Origin of the sequence: Shewanella sp. KT0246 (assembly GCF_019654955.1) — a bacterium.
Taxonomy (GTDB): Bacteria; Pseudomonadota; Gammaproteobacteria; order Enterobacterales; family Shewanellaceae; genus Shewanella; species Shewanella goraebulensis.
In genome coordinates this window covers 28,753-45,392 of record NZ_BPEV01000032.1, presented here as the reverse complement: position 1 = coordinate 45,392, position 16,640 = coordinate 28,753, and the positions used below count along the sequence as shown (strand labels likewise).

Annotated in this window: 14 protein-coding genes; 6 read left to right on the top strand and 8 right to left on the bottom strand. The window is 39.8% G+C overall.

Annotation, left to right across the window (positions count from 1 at the left end):
* Nucleotides 1-84 precede the first annotated feature (84 nt).
* The 4 genes from K5Q58_RS15610 to K5Q58_RS15595 all read right to left on the bottom strand — a co-directional run bounded on the left by K5Q58_RS15610 (nucleotide 85) and on the right by K5Q58_RS15595 (nucleotide 4,730).
* Nucleotides 85-1,386: an NAD(P)/FAD-dependent oxidoreductase gene (locus K5Q58_RS15610; protein ID WP_220754844.1), complete on the bottom strand. Its 1,302-nt coding sequence runs from the start codon at nucleotides 1,384-1,386 to the stop codon at nucleotides 85-87.
* 475 nt (nucleotides 1,387-1,861) lie between these two features.
* Nucleotides 1,862-2,233, bottom strand: coding sequence for a cytoplasmic protein (locus K5Q58_RS15605; protein WP_220754832.1), 372 nt, complete (start codon nucleotides 2,231-2,233; stop codon nucleotides 1,862-1,864).
* 460 nt (nucleotides 2,234-2,693) lie between these two features.
* On the bottom strand, nucleotides 2,694-3,842 hold the full coding sequence (gene yiaY, locus K5Q58_RS15600) for an L-threonine dehydrogenase (RefSeq protein WP_220754831.1): 1,149 nt from the start codon (nucleotides 3,840-3,842) through the stop codon (nucleotides 2,694-2,696).
* A 267-nt stretch (nucleotides 3,843-4,109) separates the two neighbouring features.
* Nucleotides 4,110-4,730, bottom strand: coding sequence for a peptidylprolyl isomerase (locus K5Q58_RS15595; protein ID WP_220754830.1), 621 nt, complete (start codon nucleotides 4,728-4,730; stop codon nucleotides 4,110-4,112).
* Between the two features lie 317 nt (nucleotides 4,731-5,047).
* On the opposite strand from K5Q58_RS15595, the gene K5Q58_RS15590 reads away from it, so the two are divergent.
* Together K5Q58_RS15590 and K5Q58_RS15585 are read left to right on the top strand one after the other, a co-directional pair.
* Nucleotides 5,048-6,331 carry a DEAD/DEAH box helicase gene (locus tag K5Q58_RS15590; RefSeq protein WP_220754829.1) on the top strand — a complete coding sequence of 428 codons (1,284 nt, stop codon included), beginning with the start codon at nucleotides 5,048-5,050 and terminating at the stop codon, nucleotides 6,329-6,331.
* A gap of 38 nt (nucleotides 6,332-6,369) precedes the next feature.
* Nucleotides 6,370-7,422: a GTP-binding protein gene (locus tag K5Q58_RS15585; RefSeq protein WP_220754828.1), complete on the top strand. Its 1,053-nt coding sequence runs from the start codon at nucleotides 6,370-6,372 to the stop codon at nucleotides 7,420-7,422.
* A gap of 179 nt (nucleotides 7,423-7,601) precedes the next feature.
* Here K5Q58_RS15585 and nadK read toward each other — a convergent pair whose 3' ends face one another.
* Nucleotides 7,602-8,480: an NAD(+) kinase gene (nadK, locus tag K5Q58_RS15580; protein ID WP_220754827.1), complete on the bottom strand. Its 879-nt coding sequence runs from the start codon at nucleotides 8,478-8,480 to the stop codon at nucleotides 7,602-7,604.
* 98 nt (nucleotides 8,481-8,578) lie between these two features.
* Here nadK and grpE point away from each other — a divergent pair, with 98 nt between their 5' ends.
* Nucleotides 8,579-9,196, top strand: coding sequence for a nucleotide exchange factor GrpE (gene grpE / locus K5Q58_RS15575; RefSeq protein WP_220754826.1), 618 nt, complete (start codon nucleotides 8,579-8,581; stop codon nucleotides 9,194-9,196).
* A 195-nt stretch (nucleotides 9,197-9,391) separates the two neighbouring features.
* On the opposite strand, the gene dxs is transcribed toward grpE, so the two are convergent.
* The 3 genes from dxs to xseB are packed head-to-tail and all read right to left on the bottom strand — an operon-like array spanning nucleotide 9,392 to nucleotide 12,413.
* Complete coding sequence (gene dxs / locus K5Q58_RS15570; protein WP_220754825.1) at nucleotides 9,392-11,272, bottom strand: 1-deoxy-D-xylulose-5-phosphate synthase; 1,881 nt, start codon at nucleotides 11,270-11,272, stop codon at nucleotides 9,392-9,394.
* Nucleotides 11,273-11,292: 20 nt separating this feature from the next.
* Nucleotides 11,293-12,174 (bottom strand): (2E,6E)-farnesyl diphosphate synthase, encoded by an 882-nt coding sequence (gene ispA / locus K5Q58_RS15565; protein ID WP_220754824.1) that lies wholly within the window; start codon nucleotides 12,172-12,174, stop codon nucleotides 11,293-11,295.
* Nucleotides 12,175-12,176: 2 nt separating this feature from the next.
* Nucleotides 12,177-12,413, bottom strand: a complete 237-nt coding sequence (xseB, locus tag K5Q58_RS15560; RefSeq protein ID WP_102529053.1) for an exodeoxyribonuclease VII small subunit — start codon at nucleotides 12,411-12,413, stop codon at nucleotides 12,177-12,179.
* A gap of 417 nt (nucleotides 12,414-12,830) precedes the next feature.
* Between xseB and pomA the strand changes: the two genes are divergently transcribed.
* The 3 genes from pomA (at nucleotide 12,831) to thiI (ending at nucleotide 16,387) form a co-directional block, all read left to right on the top strand.
* On the top strand, nucleotides 12,831-13,598 hold the full coding sequence (pomA, locus tag K5Q58_RS15555; RefSeq protein ID WP_220754823.1) for a flagellar motor protein PomA: 768 nt from the start codon (nucleotides 12,831-12,833) through the stop codon (nucleotides 13,596-13,598).
* Nucleotides 13,599-13,601: 3 nt separating this feature from the next.
* On the top strand, nucleotides 13,602-14,543 hold the full coding sequence (locus K5Q58_RS15550; RefSeq protein WP_220754822.1) for a flagellar motor protein MotB: 942 nt from the start codon (nucleotides 13,602-13,604) through the stop codon (nucleotides 14,541-14,543).
* Between the two features lie 389 nt (nucleotides 14,544-14,932).
* On the top strand, nucleotides 14,933-16,387 hold the full coding sequence (thiI, locus tag K5Q58_RS15545) for a tRNA uracil 4-sulfurtransferase ThiI (protein ID WP_220754821.1): 1,455 nt from the start codon (nucleotides 14,933-14,935) through the stop codon (nucleotides 16,385-16,387).
* Nucleotides 16,388-16,640: the final 253 nt, after the last annotated feature.

Genomic DNA, 16,640 nt, shown 5'->3' with positions numbered 1-16,640 from the left:
CAATGAGATTGGAGCTGGCTTTTTAATTTATCGTGATTACGACTAAACTCGATACAAATTTAAGCTAGGTGCTAAAACGCTATACTAATGTAGTTTTAAGTGTGGGTGAATAATTCGACCAATACCCTTGGCTAGCATCATCAAGGTGCCTTTTACCACACCATGTAATTCAATCAAATGACGACGGTATAGCGAAGTATATACAAAGCGTGCAATCTTACCTTCCACTAACACACCGCCACCCATGAATGACATCAAGTTACCCACTGTATGAAACTTTGATAAGTTAACCAGTGAACCTAAATCTTTATATACGTATTTATTAATGGGCTCTTTACCATCCAACATCAAAATGATGTTGTCTGCTGTCATCAATGCCATTTGCCTAGCTGATTGACCGCGAGGAGGCACCCAGCTGCCATCGTCTTGCGGACAAGCTGCACAGTCGCCAATTGAGAAAATGGTGTCATCAAGTGTAGTTTGCATGTTTTGCTTCACCATTACTTGGTTAATATGGTTGCTTTCAAGGCCACCAATATTATTCAAAAAGTCAGGTGCTTTTACACCGGTTGACCAAATAACCATATCTGAAGGAATGAGGTTGCCATTAGTGGTTGATAAACCTTCTGGACTCACTTCCGTGATACGAGTATCGGTCATCACATTCACACCCAGCTGCTTAAGCTCGCGGGTGACAGAGTTTGATATTTCGACTTTATCGACTTTTGGCAGAATACGTTCATCAGCTTCGATTAATGTCACTTCAAGTAGGCTTGTATCAATTTTATAACCAAAGCCACTTAGCTGTTCAACTGCGTGATGCATTTCGGCTGACATTTCAACCCCCGTTGCACCTGCGCCAACCACTGCAATTTTGATTTTTTCGTCAAGTTGATGATGACTTGCATAACGCATGAATTTATTCAGTAAAATTTTACGAATAGACATGGCTTGCTCAGTGTTGTCTAAGAACAAGCTATGTTCTTTAACACCTGGAATTTTAAAGTCATTAGCAACACTGCCAATGGCGATAACTGCATAATCGTATGGGATTTTACGTGCTGGAAGTAGTTCTTGGCCTTCTTCATCATTAATTGGAGCAAGAATAATGTGCTTTTCTTCGCGATTAATATCTATCATCGCCCCTTGCTGAAAATGATAACCATGATCTGATGCATGGCCTCGATAGCTAATGGCATCAAGACCAATATCAAGTGCACCTGTTGCGACCTCATGTAATAAGGGTTTCCAAACATGACTTTCTGCGCAGTCAATTAAGGTGACTTTTGCTTTGCCTTTTTTGCCAACTTTACGGCCAAGTTTTGTGGCGATTTCCATACCGCCTGCGCCGCCACCTATGATGACGATATTTGGAACTGCTTGCATCACGTGATGCTCCTTTACTTGTTTACTTGAGATTAAATAGAATTGGGTAAAATTTCTTATATCAATAGCCTAATTACCCAAGGAGTGACTTAGTTAATTTTGGTTGATTGCATCATTGAGAATGAGTTGATTTGTGTGGCTAACTAGCCATAAGAGTTAAATCAACAACATAGCGTTTACGCTAAATCTTTGAACATCAGTTTAAATCGGCAGAGCGTGTTGCTGGATTTGATGTTAGTTGGAGACTAAGAAATTTATATAGACGTGTTTATATATTAAACAGTGAATGTTCGTCTTAAATAGTTCATCAAAGTGTGACCGAATATTAGATGAGATTTTATAAATGAGAAATCGATCACTTTATTTAACAGTGATTAGTTATGTGACCTTAAAAACAAAACCGACAAGCGAAAACTTGTCGGCATCAGTTTAACTACGTTGTTTTATGTATGAATCGCTACGTAGAAAGTTATGACTATGAATCCTGTGCTTTAGCAAGGCGACCATTATAGTCTTCAATAAGGTGAGCGATAATCTTTTCAGGATCTGCATCCTGACAACATTTATCTAAAAATATTTTAAAGGTAACAAGGGAATGAGCATTGTTGAACATTCGGTCACTTTGCATCGCGTAATAAGTATCATCGGTGTTGGATTTTCTTACGACAAACTCACCGTTTTCAAAAGCTTTTGTACCAGGTTCATCATGCCACTTTGTGATTCTGTTTAATGCGATTTCACTAGATTGATTGATTTCGATATGATTTAACCAGCTGGCTGGTTTTTCGTTTTCTTTGTAATGAGGACATCTTACGGTGTAGTTGTACACGTGAGTGATTGCTGTCATAGCTTACCTACTTTTTTAAGAATGTAATTCATCATAGACCGCTAATTTAACTTTGGTCAACGGTTATTTATAGAAGTTAGATCTAGTTAACAAATGTTCTGGCGTTAACTTTTTTAGTTGTTAAATATCAGTTGCTTAATGATTTTCGTGAAGTGCGCTAACGCCTGTTTTTTGTACCGCGCAGCTTGATCTACATATATTGAACGCTGAAAATTCAACTATAAAACTTTCCAAGTAGAAACCTATGCACATTTACATTCAAATGTGCATAGTGATTCCTTTATAAAGCGACATTTATGGCTATCTTGCGGCTTTAGTTATCGCAAATTATTTAATCGAATATCTAATAAAGCCGATAACTAATGCTATTTCTATATTAAAATGTGACTACTCAATACCATACAACTCAATATAATCGTCAGGTCATATAGTTGTTATGTATAGTGTAGTCACTTTATATTTATAGTGCGTTAGTAAATATTTCACAAATCTCAGCGTGGGTTGCTTGTTTAGGATTAGTAAAACCACAAGCATCTTTTAGTGCATTGTCAGCAAGGACAGGAATATCCTCAGGGTTAACGCCTAACTCAGTCAGGTTAGCCGGAATATTGACTGCGACAGATAAAGCTTTTATTGCATCAATTGCCGCTTCTGCACCTTGCACATCACTCAGTTCTGCAATATCAACGCTCATTGCTTTGGCAATATCTTTTAACTTCGCAGGTACTACTTTTGCGTTGTACGCTTGTACATGTGGTAATAGCAATGCATTACAAACGCCATGCGGTAAGTCGTAAAAACCGCCTAATTGATGAGCCATAGCGTGAACATAGCCCAAACTAGCATTGTTAAATGCCATTCCAGCTAAAAACTGTGCGTAAGCCATTTGCTCGCGAGCATCAATGTTATCGCCTTGCTCAACAGCATTAATTAAGTTTGCTTGGATTAACTCAATAGCTTTGATTGCACAAGCATCGGTGATTGGTGTTGCAGCGATAGAAACATATGCTTCAATTGCATGGGTTAAAGCATCCATACCTGTTGCAGCTGTCAATGCAGCAGGTTTTTCTATCATTAACTCAGGATCGTTAACTGATAAAATTGGCGTAGTATTTTTATCGACGATAGCCATTTTAATATGACGTTTCTCATCGGTAATGATACAAAAACGCGTCATTTCACTAGCAGTACCAGCAGTTGTGTTAATCGCAACAAGCGGTAATTGCGGCTTAGCTGACATGTCTAACCCTTCATAGTCACTAATTTTACCGCCATTAGTTGCCACTAAAGCAATGCCTTTGGCGCAATCGTGCGGAGAACCACCGCCTAGAGAAATCACAAAGTCACATTCGTGAGCTTTTAGCATGGTTAAACCAGCCTCAACATTCCCCATAGTTGGGTTAGGTTGCACTCCGTCAAACACAAAAACGGCAATGCCATTATCAATGAGTTTACTGGTGACCTTTTCCACCAATCCGATTTTAACCAGTGGCGTATCAGTCACGATTAATGCACGCTTAAACCCTAAGGTTTTAATGTCATTAATTGCATCGTCAACACCGCCTTGACCAATTACATTAACACTTGGGATAAAAAATTTAGTAGCCATAATGGACCTCTTTAACGCGTAAGTTTATAAATGATAAAATTCTTTTCTGTCGTTAAAGTAACAACCAAACGCACTGCTTTTTGTGATGAAAATCATATATTCATACTTGTTTTGTGTGGTTTTGTAGTTTTAATACCAAATGGGGAGGTAGCGCTAATTTTGCTATTTAGGTTTGAACTAACGCATATTTATGAAGAAAATAAAAATGCCTACAACTTAATTAGTTATAGGCATTTGAAGTGTTCTAATCAGAAGAGCTTAAGATATTTACATTGCTGGGCAATTCGCTTCAGTCACACTATTGATAACAATTTCAGTAATAGGAACATCGTTACTTGTGCTAACGATATTGATTTGATCTGCCACATCTAAACCTTCGATGACTTGACCAAAAACAGCGTAACCAGGATTTGTACTATTTTGATAATCAAGGTCAGTGTTAGTTAACGCATTGATATAAAACTGAGAAGTCGCTGAGTTTGCTTCACTGGTTCTTGCCATTGCAAGAGTGTAGTGAGCATTAGTTAGGCCTAGGTTTGTTTCTAGTTCGATTGGGTCATAACCAGGTTTAGCAACTAAGCCCGTAGTAAATCCACCACCTTGAGATACAAAATTGTGGATCACTCGGTGGAAGATAGTGCCATCATAAAACTTATCATCTACATAACGTTTAAAGTTTTGCCCTGTGATTGGGGTATTGGTTGTATCAATTGCCAGTGTCATATCCCCAAGGGTCGTAGACATCAAATAACAGACATCAGCCTGTAGTTCTTTATCTTCAACTGGTGGAACGGGATCTGGATCGATAGGAGCTGGAGAGCTTGAATCTGAACTTCCACCGCAGGCAGATAACGTCAGTGCAAATAGCAAAGGGTACAACAATTTCATTTCAGGCCTTTATTGTTTTGTTTTTGTAGCTGCAATGTTGCTTAAATGAGGTGTTAATTGCAATAGGAAATCACACAAGATACAAACTGTTACTTCGAGAGGGATTAGTCATTTCCTAAAGATTAATAGGGATTAATAAAGAATAGCTAAAGTTATAATGAAGATTTTAGTTACGCATTTAAAATATAGGTAAATGGCTAATTTGAGATTACTTCTGTGTTTAAGGGGATCGACTATAAAGCTTGTGAATAAATCGCAAAAATAGGCTTTAACCGTTACAATGACGCCATTATTGGTAGTGTATATTAGAGAAACATATGACTTTTGATTCAATTGGCTTTTCACAGCCTATATTAGATGCAGTAACGGCTTGTGGTTATGACTGCATGACGCCAGTGCAGCAGGTTGTGATGCCATTGGCCATTGATGGAAAAGATATTTTAGCCAGTGCTCAAACTGGAACAGGTAAGACTGCAGCTTTCTCATTACCGTTATTGTCTTTATTAGAGCAACAGCTTAGCGAGCAAGACAATAAAACAGCTTGGCAAAGGCTGCGCGTATTGATCATGACACCGACTCGTGAGCTCGCCATTCAGATTGAACAGAATATTGTTAATTACGCACAGTTTCTTCCGTTTGAAAGCGTTGCTGTTTATGGTGGCGCCAGTATCAACCCACAGCGTAAAGCGCTAACGAAAGGTGTAGATATCCTTGTTGCTACGCCAGGTCGCTTATTTGACATTATCGGTCAACATGAATTGGATTTATCGTTTGTCACTCATTTGGTGATAGATGAAGCTGACCGTATGCTGGATTTAGGCTTTGTTAAAGACATTGAAAAGGTAAAACGTTTAGTTAATCGCCAGCATCAAACCATGATGTTTTCAGCGACCTATTCAGAAGCTGTAAAAAGCTTAGCTGCAAAAATGCTGAATGAACCTGAGTTTGTGCATGTATCGAATCAAACGACAGCGGATACAGTTTCTCAATCTGTGTTTCAAGTGGATAAAAGACGCAAAGCGGAATTATTGTCAGAACTTATTGGCCGTAATAATTGGCAGCAAGTCATGGTGTTTACCAGCATGAAAGAAACGGCTGAGCATCTGTTAAAAGAATTGAAATTAGATGGTATTAAAGCCGCTGTTTTTCATGGCGATAAAACCCAAGGTGCAAGGAATAGAGCGCTAGAGGAATTTAAGTCTGGCAAACTAAGAGTGATGATTGCGACTGATTTGGCTGCCAGGGGGCTAGATATCGAAGCTCTACCTTTAGTCATTAACTTTGAATTACCACCTGAGCCTGAAGATTATGTCCACCGTATTGGACGAACTGGCCGTGCTGGCTTAGCTGGCGAGGCAATATCGTTAGTGGCACAAAACGAAATGGATTTATTAGCTGATATTGAAGCATTAATTAATACTCAACTAGATATTCATATTCACCCTGGTTATGAAGCTGGAGCACCTTTACCTGCAAGGTATCGCGACGTGGAAGTAGTAAAACCAAAAAAATCTTTTAAGCATAAAAGACCAAGTGGAAATCGAGGCAGTGATAAATCTAAGCCGACGCGTCAAGGCAAATACGCTAAAAAAGCTAAGTAAGTATTTTTTTTAGCCATCTAGAACAGGGAAGTTACAGCGTGATCCTCAAACGAATTAATACCAACATTATTACTGGCTTTTTAGGAGCAGGTAAAACCAGCCTTATTTTATCTTTACTCAAGTTAAAACCGCAAAACGAAACCTGGGCAGTATTAGTCAATGAATTTGGTGAGATAGGAATCGATGCAGGGCTTATTGGTGGTGTAAATACTGGTGATGACATTGTGATTAAAGAGGTCGCTGGTGGCTGTCTTTGCTGCGCTGCAGGTATTCCTACACAAGTTGCTATTAATCAACTTATTCAAAAAGCTAAGCCTGATCGCTTGTTCATTGAGCCAACAGGTTTAGGACATCCAGCTGAAATCTTAAAAGTGCTCACTAATGAGTTTAATCAACAAGTATTAAAAGTGAACCAGACCGTCTGTGTGGTCGATGCGCGTAAAATATTGGATGAACGTTATTGTGAAAACGAGAACTTTAATCAGCAACTGCAAATCGCAGATATTATTTATGCCAGCAAGGTCGATTTATATGAGCAACAAGAACTTGATGACTTGAAAATATTTTTAGAGCAATTTGAGCCGAATAAGTCTTTAGTCAGTTCAACGAGTGTTAACGCAATAACAAATTTGTTTATGGCACTTAATGAGTCACATACCCCTGTGATAAGAAAAACACAGCCGTTAGGTTTAATAAAAAAGGTAAGCCCTCAATCCACTTCGATATTTCACTCAAATGCAACTACAGAGCCAGAAAAACAGATTATTGAATTTAATCAGTTGGGGTACTGGTTAAAAGCTAATGAAGGCGAGGGTGCTTATAGTATTGGTTGGATATTCGAGCCAAGGTTATGCTTCGATTTCGATGCCTTGATAAAGTTCATTAATCAATTAATTGAGCAAGATATTGTCAGGTTGAAAGCGGTGATGATAACCGAAGACGGCATTGCAGGTTTTAACATGGTAGATAAAAAACTGTCTGTGTCGGAGCTAGATGAAACCATGGACTCACGTATCGAGATTATTGCATTAGCGCCATTAGATGAAACAAAGCTTACTCAACAACTGTTAGCGAGTTTTGCAATAGAATAGCTGTTACGAGAGATATTAACCTTGATGAAATAGAACAACCATCACGAAATAGATAACCGCAGGAGATTAGCCATTAAGATTAATTTCCTGACTGGAAGGCTTATTGCAGTATAAGTCTTCCTATTGTTCAAGTTAGCTTTACCTTGAAATGAAGATTGTTCTCGTTTTAATAAAAAGGGCTAAAACAACTTACTGCCCCAGCCTAACTTTGCACGTAATACATTAAAGTAATTGTGACCTTTGGGGTGGATCATTCTTAATCTGTCTTCGCTACGACTAATTAAAATCTCATCGCCTGGAAGTACTGACAAATGCACATGACCATCACAACTTACTTCTAAGTTTTCACCATTGTCTGGCGATACAACCAGTTTAATAGTGCTACTAGCATCAACAACAATAGGTCTGCAAGAGAGTGTATGGGGAAACATCGGCACTAATATCAATGCTTGGAGGTTAGGGGTTAAAATCGAGCCTCCGGCAGAAAGCGAGTAAGCCGTCGAGCCTGTCGGGGTAGATACAATCATACCGTCTGCACGTTGGCTATACATGAACTGGTCATCGATATAGACCTCGAACTGGATCATGTGGGCAACTTTCCCTGGATGCAAGACTGCTTCATTCACTGCTGTATTACTTGATTTGAGCATTCCATGACGATGAACCTCAGCTTCCAGTAAAAATCGATATTCTGTGTCGTATTGACCATCTAACACTTTAGACAGAGACTCTTCAAAATTATCTGGCGGTAAATCAGTTAAAAAGCCTAGGTTGCCACGGTTAACACCGATCACTGCAATATCGTATCTTGCCAATACTCTGGCTGCACCTAACATATTACCGTCACCACCCACGACGATGGCTAGATCGCAACGCTCACCTAATTCAGTTAAATCAACGGATTCAATATCAACTTTGAGTTCAGATGCCACTCGCTCTTCAGCTAAAATCTCAAAGCCTTGCATAGACAACCAATGATGCAAACGCTTCAAAGTGAGGTTTGTACCTTGGTGATGTGGTTTGCCGATAAGGCCAATTGTTTGGAACTTTTTGGTCATATTAGTATTTGATTTGCTCAAAGGCTTGAAACAAAGAAATTGATCCCCATAATATGCCCATAGTAATCAGAAACAAAGCATTTTTAGCTGGAGTGAAAATGAGCAACGAGTCGAATAAAGCAGATCAAGAAGTAATTGATGCAGAAGTAATCACTGATGTTGAAACAGAAGTTGAAGCTGAAGCAACACAAGAAGTTGATGAGTTAACTCAAGCTAATCTTAAAATTGAAGCATTAGAACAACAACTTGCGGAATCTCAAGCAGCACTAGCTGATCGTAAAGATGTTGAAATTCGTGCTGCTGCAGAGACGGCAAACATCCGTACTCGCGCAGCAAAAGATGTAGAAAAAGCACGAGCTTTCGCCTTAGAGAAGTTTGTAAACGAACTTTTACCTGTGTTAGACAACATGGAGCGTGCGTTAACGGGGGTTAACCCTGAAGATGAAGCGACTAAAGCTATTGTTGAAGGCGTTGATTTAACGATGAAAGGTTTCTTAAGCTCTGTTGAGAAATTTGGTGTGGTACAAGTTAACCCGTTAGGTGATGCATTTAATCCTGAGCATCATCAGGCTATCGGTATGCAACCAAGTGCCGAATACCCGAAAGACACTGTTATGCTAGTGATGCAAAAAGGCTACACATTAAACTCACGTTTATTGCGCCCTGCTATGGTTATGGTTTCGCAAGGCGGCCCAAGCGTAGATACTCAAGCATAAGCAACTAAAGCATAAGCAACTAAAGCATAAGATATTTAATACATAATAAGTTATTAAAGCATTAGCGGCTGAAGTGTAAAGCTTGCAAGATATTTGATTGGGTAGTTTGATGTAAAGTTAAGCAAATTACCTATTTAAAATGATAAAAAAGGACTGCATGGCAGTCCTTTTTTTGTGGCTGATTTATATTGAATCTTAGCCAATATATTGTTGAATTTGTTCTAGTACGCCAGCGCCATCAAGTTTTAATTCTTGAATTATTTCGTCTGGTGCGCCGTGCTTAATAAATTCATCAGGTAAACCAATTTGTAGCACTGGCTTGATGATTTTCATTTTTTGCAAAGCCTCGATTACACCGCTACCCGCACCGCCCATAATGGCGTTTTCTTCAAGGGTTACGATAATGTCGTGACTGTTTGCAAGTTCAGCCAGTAGCGCTTCATCTAGTGGTTTAACAAAGCGCATATCTGCAACGGTTGCATCCAATGCTTCTGCAGCTTCAAGACCCGCTGCTAAAGTGGTGCCAAAGTTAATGATGGCAATACTTGGGGCGTTGCTGTCAGAGCCTTGACGTTTAATTAAGCCTTTACCAATAGGCAAGGCTGTCATCGCTTCCGTTTGCTCGATACCTGTAGCGCTACCACGAGGGTAACGAACTGCCGTAGGACCATCTTTATAACGATAACCGGTATACAGCATCTGGCGACATTCATCTTCATCAGATGGTGCCATTATCACCATGTTAGGTACACAACGTAAAAAGCTTAAATCAAACGCGCCCTGGTGAGTTGGTCCATCTGCTCCGACAATACCACCACGGTCAATAGCGAATAATACCGGTAAACGTTGTAATGCCACATCATGAATGATTTGGTCATAACCACGTTGTAAGAACGTCGAATAGATAGCGACAACAGCATTGAAGCCTTCACAAGCAAAACCCGCACCTAAGGTAACAGCATGTTGTTCTGCAATTGCAGCGTCAAAGTATTGTTTAGGGAATTTTTGCGAGAATTCGACCATTCCCGAACCTTCACGCATGGCTGGAGTGATAGCTAACAGTTTTTCATCTTCTTTAGCAACGTCACATAGCCACTTACCAAACACTTGTGAAAAGGTTGGTGAAGTCGGTTTAGCTTTAGGTTTTCTAAATTGGGTGTGATCAAATTTAGGGACTGCATGCCAGCCAATAGGATCTTTTTCAGCGGGCTCATATCCACGACCTTTTTTAGTCATGATATGTAATATTTGCGGCCCCTTAAGATCACGCATATTTCGCAGGGTTTCAACTAAAGAGTCAACATCGTGGCCATCAATAGGGCCAATATAATTAAAGCCTAACTCTTCAAATAGGGTACCGGGTACGACCATGCCTTTAAGGTGTTCTTCAGTACGTTTAGCCATTTCTTTGATGACAGGCATGCCCTTAAGCACTTTCTTGCTACCTTCACGAATGGTGGTATAAAAACGACCAGACATTAGCTGAGCTAAATGGTTGTTTAACGCACCAACGTTTTCAGAAATTGACATCTCGTTGTCATTTAATACCACTAGCATGTCATTGTGCAGATCGCCTGCGTGGTTCATGGCTTCAAACACCATACCACCGGTCATAGCACCGTCACCAATGACGGCAACAACTTTACGATCTTTTTGTTCTTTCTCTGCAGTAACTGCCATCGCTAGAGCAGCACTAACAGAAGTGCCAGAATGGCCAACACTAAAAGTGTCGTACTTGCTTTCTTCGCGCCAAGGGAAAGGATGTAATCCATTTTTTTGACGTATGGTGTGCATCTGATCGCGACGACCAGTCAGAATTTTGTGCGGGTACGCTTGATGACCTACGTCCCATACAACACGATCAAAAGGGGTGTTGTAGACATAGTGAAGCGCTACTGTTAATTCAACAGTACCCAGTCCTGAAGCAAAATGGCCACTAGAGTTACTCACTGACTTGAGTAAGAATTGTCTTAACTCATCAGATAGTTGTGGCAGCATGCCTTGAGGCAGCTTTTTTAAATCTTCAGGCGTATTGGCTTGAGCTAATACGGGAAATTGAGAATTATCGAAACTCATAAGGAGATAAACTGTCTCTTTTATAATCTTCGCGCAATGATATAGCGGGCGAAGTCTGCAATTAACTGGCTATTGTAGGTCAAATTGGCCAGCGCTGATAGTGCATCGTTAATTAGTTGCTCGGCGCATTTGTTCGCACCGTCAAGTCCAAGTAAGCGCGGGAAGGTGCTCTTATTGGCTTCTTCATCACTGCCTTGAGGCTTACCCAGCTCTTCAGTACTGGCAGTAATATCTAAAATGTCATCTTGAACTTGGAAAGCTAAGCCGATATTAGCGGCGAACTCTCGAATCATATTTTGTTCGTCTTGGTTAGCATTAGCTGCAATTAATGCAAGTTCTGCTGCGCAGCTAATAAGCGCCCCCGTTTTTTTATTATGTAGCTGGGTTAGCTGTTCAAGATTTATACGCTTATTGGTTGAACTAAGATCAATTGCTTGCCCGCCACACATCCCACTGTAACCCGAAGCTTTTGCAAGGGCAGTTACCATAGCGAGTTGTTGAGGTGGCGTAATATCGTCACTTGGCTGACAAATAAGTTCAAAAGCGAGTGTTTGCAGTGCATCACCAGCAAGGATTGCTGTGGCTTCATCAAAAGCAATATGCACGGTAGGCTGACCACGGCGGAGCGCGTCATCATCCATAGCAGGTAAATCGTCATGAATTAATGAATAGGCATGAATGCATTCAATTGCTGCCGCAGCATTGTCTAGGTGTTCTATTTTTGCGCCTAGCATTTCGCCGATACTGTAAACCATAAAAGGACGAATACGCTTGCCACCCAATAAAGCACCATGGGTCATGGCTGCTTTTAATTCAGGTGCCGTGTCATCGAGTTCTGCGAGTTTATTTCGTAGAACGTTGTCGACACGTTGTTGATACTTTTCAATTGCTTGGGCTAACACGCTTATTCGCCTTCAACGGTAAATGGGCTCAGGTTGGTATCGTCTTCATCCAATAAAATTGATACTTTCTGTTGTGCTTGTTCAAGCTTGGACTGGCTTTGACGAACCAGCTTAATTCCACGCTCAAATTGTTTGAGGGCACTGTCTAGTGTGACTTCACCTTGCTCAAGATCTGCAACGATGTTTTCAAGCTCCGATAAGGACTCTTCAAAACTAAGATTCTCAGGTTTTTTTGCCACAATTATTATTCCTTCTGTTGTGCGGAGGACAAGGTATATCAGGGCGGGCTAAGGGTCAAATTGTGTCGTAGTTTATTTGCTCAATAGCACGCTTTGTGACTGAAAAATTATACAATTAATAAAAAATATCTAAACTTGGGCTAAGTTTGACCGATAACTATAACGAATGCCAGTTTCCTTAATCGACTAATAATATTCTTCTTCATTAAGACAATCGTTTTATAAATAAGAATTGATGGAATTTTTATCACAACTGGTCATTTTTTATTAGAATGCTGCGAATAGAGTATTTTTTTGTTATTTGAACTATTATCCCTGTCACTCAGGGTGTTACATTGATATTCATAACGCGGTTAATCATGTTAATGGTTATCAGTCAGTACGGCAGCATTTAAAGACTGCAATCAAGGAGAAATTGTGGATTTAGCAACCCTAATAGGTTTGATCGGAGCCTTTGCTTTTATTATTGGGTCTATGGTCAGCAGTGGTGGTATTTCAATCTTTGTTGATGTGCCGTCAGTGATGATCGTATTTATTGGTTCATTATTCGTCGTAATGATGAAGTACAATTTAAAGCAATTTCTTGGGGCGGTTAAAATTGGCGCCAAAGCCTTTATGTTTAAAATTGATAAGCCTGAAGACTTAATTGAACAATCGGTTAATATGGCCGACGCTGCACGTAAAGGTGGATTCCTTGCATTGGAAGAAGCACAAATCACCAACAGCTTTATGCAAAAAGCGGTTGATATGTTGGTAGATGGTCACGATGGTGATGTGGTTCGTGAGGCGCTTGAAAAGGATATTGCATTAACCGAAGAGCGTCATAAAACAGGTATAGGTATTTTTAAGTCCCTCGGTGATGTTGCACCTGCAATGGGGATGATTGGTACACTTATTGGACTTGTTGCCATGTTATCGAATATGGATGATCCTAAATCTATCGGTCCCTCAATGGCCGTTGCATTATTAACCACACTGTATGGCGCCATCATCGCCAACATGATTGCAATTCCCATTGCTGATAAACTGCAATTAAGAATGAGTGAAGAATTACTTAATCGTAATTTGATTATGGATGCGGTTCTAGCGATTCAAGATGGTCAAAACCCCCGTGTTATTGAAGGCTTTCTTAAAAACTATTTATCAGAAAAACAACGTCAAATTGATACAACGGATGGAGAATAACTCATGGCTAAGAAAGCCAAGTGTAATTGTCCCCCTCCTGGAGCCCCATTATGGTTAGCTACATTTGCTGATCTGATGTCATTGTTGATGTGTTTCTTCGTTTTATTGCTAGCATTCTCTGAAATGGATGTGATGAAGTTTAAACAAATTGCAGGGTCGATGAAGTACGCTTTTGGTGTACAAAATAAAGTAGAAGTGAAAGACATTCCTAAAGGGACTTCTGTGATTGCGCTGGAGTTTCGCCCCGGCAAACCCGACCCCACACCGATTGAAATTATCAATCAACAAACCAATGAAATGACCCAGCAAACCATTGAGTACCAAGCGGGTGATGATGCCAGTGCTGGTGGGGTGCAAAAGCAACAAGGTGAAGATAGAGGCGGCAATGCGGCAGCAACGGCGCAACAGCAAGCGCAAGCTCAACAATCTCAAGCGTCATCTGAGCAAGAAAACATTAACGACCAAGTTAAAAAGATGGCTGAGCAGTTGAATGAAGAAATTGTAGATGGAGCAATCGAAATTGAATCATTAGGCCAACAAATTATTATTCGTATTCGCGAGAAAGGCTCGTTTGCCTCGGGCTCTGGGTTTTTGCAACCACGGTTTAAACCTGTTGTACGCTCTATTGGTGATTTATTGAAAGATGTACCAGGAATAATAACTGTCTCCGGCCACACAGATGGTATGCACATAAGTAATGAGCTTTACAGTTCGAATTGGGACTTATCCAGTAAACGGGCTGTTGCTGTGGCACATGAGCTTGCCAAAGTAACAGGATTTGATGAATCTAGGATGCAAGTGGTTGGAATGGCATCAAATGCGCCATTAGTGCCAAATGATTCTAATCAAAATAGAAGTCGAAACCGCCGAGTTGAAATTGCCATTGAACAAGGTAAAGCTAAAGAGTCTAGAGAGATTGAAGCGATTCCTGTTCCTGAGCAGTGATGACTGAGTTTTAGTTTTGGTCTACTTATGGTTTTATCTGTTTTCGAACAGCTAAGTGATTTTAAACAAGTTTTAAATGGACATTTAAAGGCCGTTTTAATAATAGTCATGCACTTTTATTAAGCGGCTTTTTTATTGAATTTAGGTTAACTCACACAAACTGGTTACAGTCTGCGTAACGCTATTTAATGTGTTTGGTAAATAGCCAATTTTTGCTATAATCCCGCCCTTAAATGACTAGTCACCTTACTAGTCATCGTTTTTATGCCTGTTTACACCAATATTGAAGCTAAAAGTGAGCTCTCAAATAACCAAAGAGAACGACTTTAAAGCGACAGATTATTAGTGCTAATGAGGCTTATACCGAATCAGATGCCCGCGGAAGTCCAATGAAGTTTATCGTAAAGCTATACCCAGAAATCATGATGAAAAGTAAAACCGTTAGAATGCGTTTTACTAAAATCCTTGAAACAAACATTCGCAATGTACTTAAAAAAGTCGATGAAGATGTAAGAGTGCAACGCCAATGGGATCGCATCATGATCCACGTAGCTAGTGATGAACAAGCAAGAGTTGATGCTATTTCTGCGCGTTTAGAATGCATTCCAGGTATTGCACATGTCATCCAAGTTGATGAATACAGCTTTGAATCGATAGATGATATTTACCAGCAAGTATTGCCTGTTTATAAAGATGAGCTTGCAGGTAAAACTTTCTGTGTTCGTGTTAAGCGCACAGGTAAGCATGATTTTAACTCTATTGAAGTTGAACGTTATGTTGGCGGTGGGTTAAATCAACACACTGAAGCCACAGGCGTTAAGCTTAAAAATCCTGACATGACGGTAAACTTAGAAATCGATCATGAAAAGCTTTATATGGTTGTACGTCGTATTGAAGGGTTAGGCGGATTCCCAATGGCGACTCAAGAAGACGTGCTGTCTCTTATTTCAGGTGGTTTTGATTCAGGCGTATCCAGTTACCAGTTTATTAAGAAAGGCGCACGTACTCACTATTGCTTCTTTAATTTAGGCGGCGCACAACATGAAATCGGCGTTAAGCAGGTTGCTTATCACTTATGGCAAAAATACGGTGAATCACACAAAGTGCGATTCATCACTGTGCCTTTTGAACCAGTAGTCGAAGAGATTTTAGAACGCATCGATAATGGCCAAATGGGCGTAATCTTAAAGCGTGTGATGATGCGTGCAGCGACTAAAATTGCTGAAAAATACGGTATTCAAGCATTAGTGACTGGCGAAAGCTTAGGTCAAGTTTCTAGTCAAACACTGACGAACCTTAACGTTATTGACCGCTGTACTGATTTATTGATTTTACGTCCACTTATCACTATGGATAAGCAAGACATTATTAACGAAAGCCGCAAAATTGGTACAGAAGACTTTGCTAAAGCGATTCCTGAATATTGTGGTGTAATTTCGCAAAAGCCGACAGTGAAAGCTGTATTAGCTAAAATTGAAGCTGAAGAACTTAAATTTACAGAAGACTTAATTGATCGTGTTGTTAACGATGCGGTAGTTATCGATATTAAACAGATTGCTGAAAAGGTTGAAACCACTGTAAGCGAAACTGAAACGGTTGAGTCTATCGATAATGGTAACGTAGTGATTGATATTCGTGCTCAAGATGAAGAAGAGCAAAATCCGCTTAAAATTACAGATACTGAAATCTTGAAAATTCCTTTCTTTAAATTGGCAACTCAGTTTGCAGATTTAGATAAACAGAAAACCTATTTGTTATATTGTGACCGTGGCGTGATGAGTAAACTTCAAGCACTATACCTAACAGAGCAAGGTTATAGTAACGTTAAGGTATATCGTCCTTAACCGCAGCTTGATAATGTCATAGACCATATCATTAGATTAAATAGCCAACGGTATTACGCCTTTGGCTATTTTTTTTAAGTGATTTATCAGTGAACTTCGATAATGTCATAGACAATATCATTAGATTAAATAGCCAACGGTATTACGCCTTTGGTTATTTTTTTTAAGTGATTTATCAGTGAACTTGGATAATGTCATAGACAATATCATTAGATTAAATAGCCGACGGTATTACGCCTTTGGCTATTTTTTT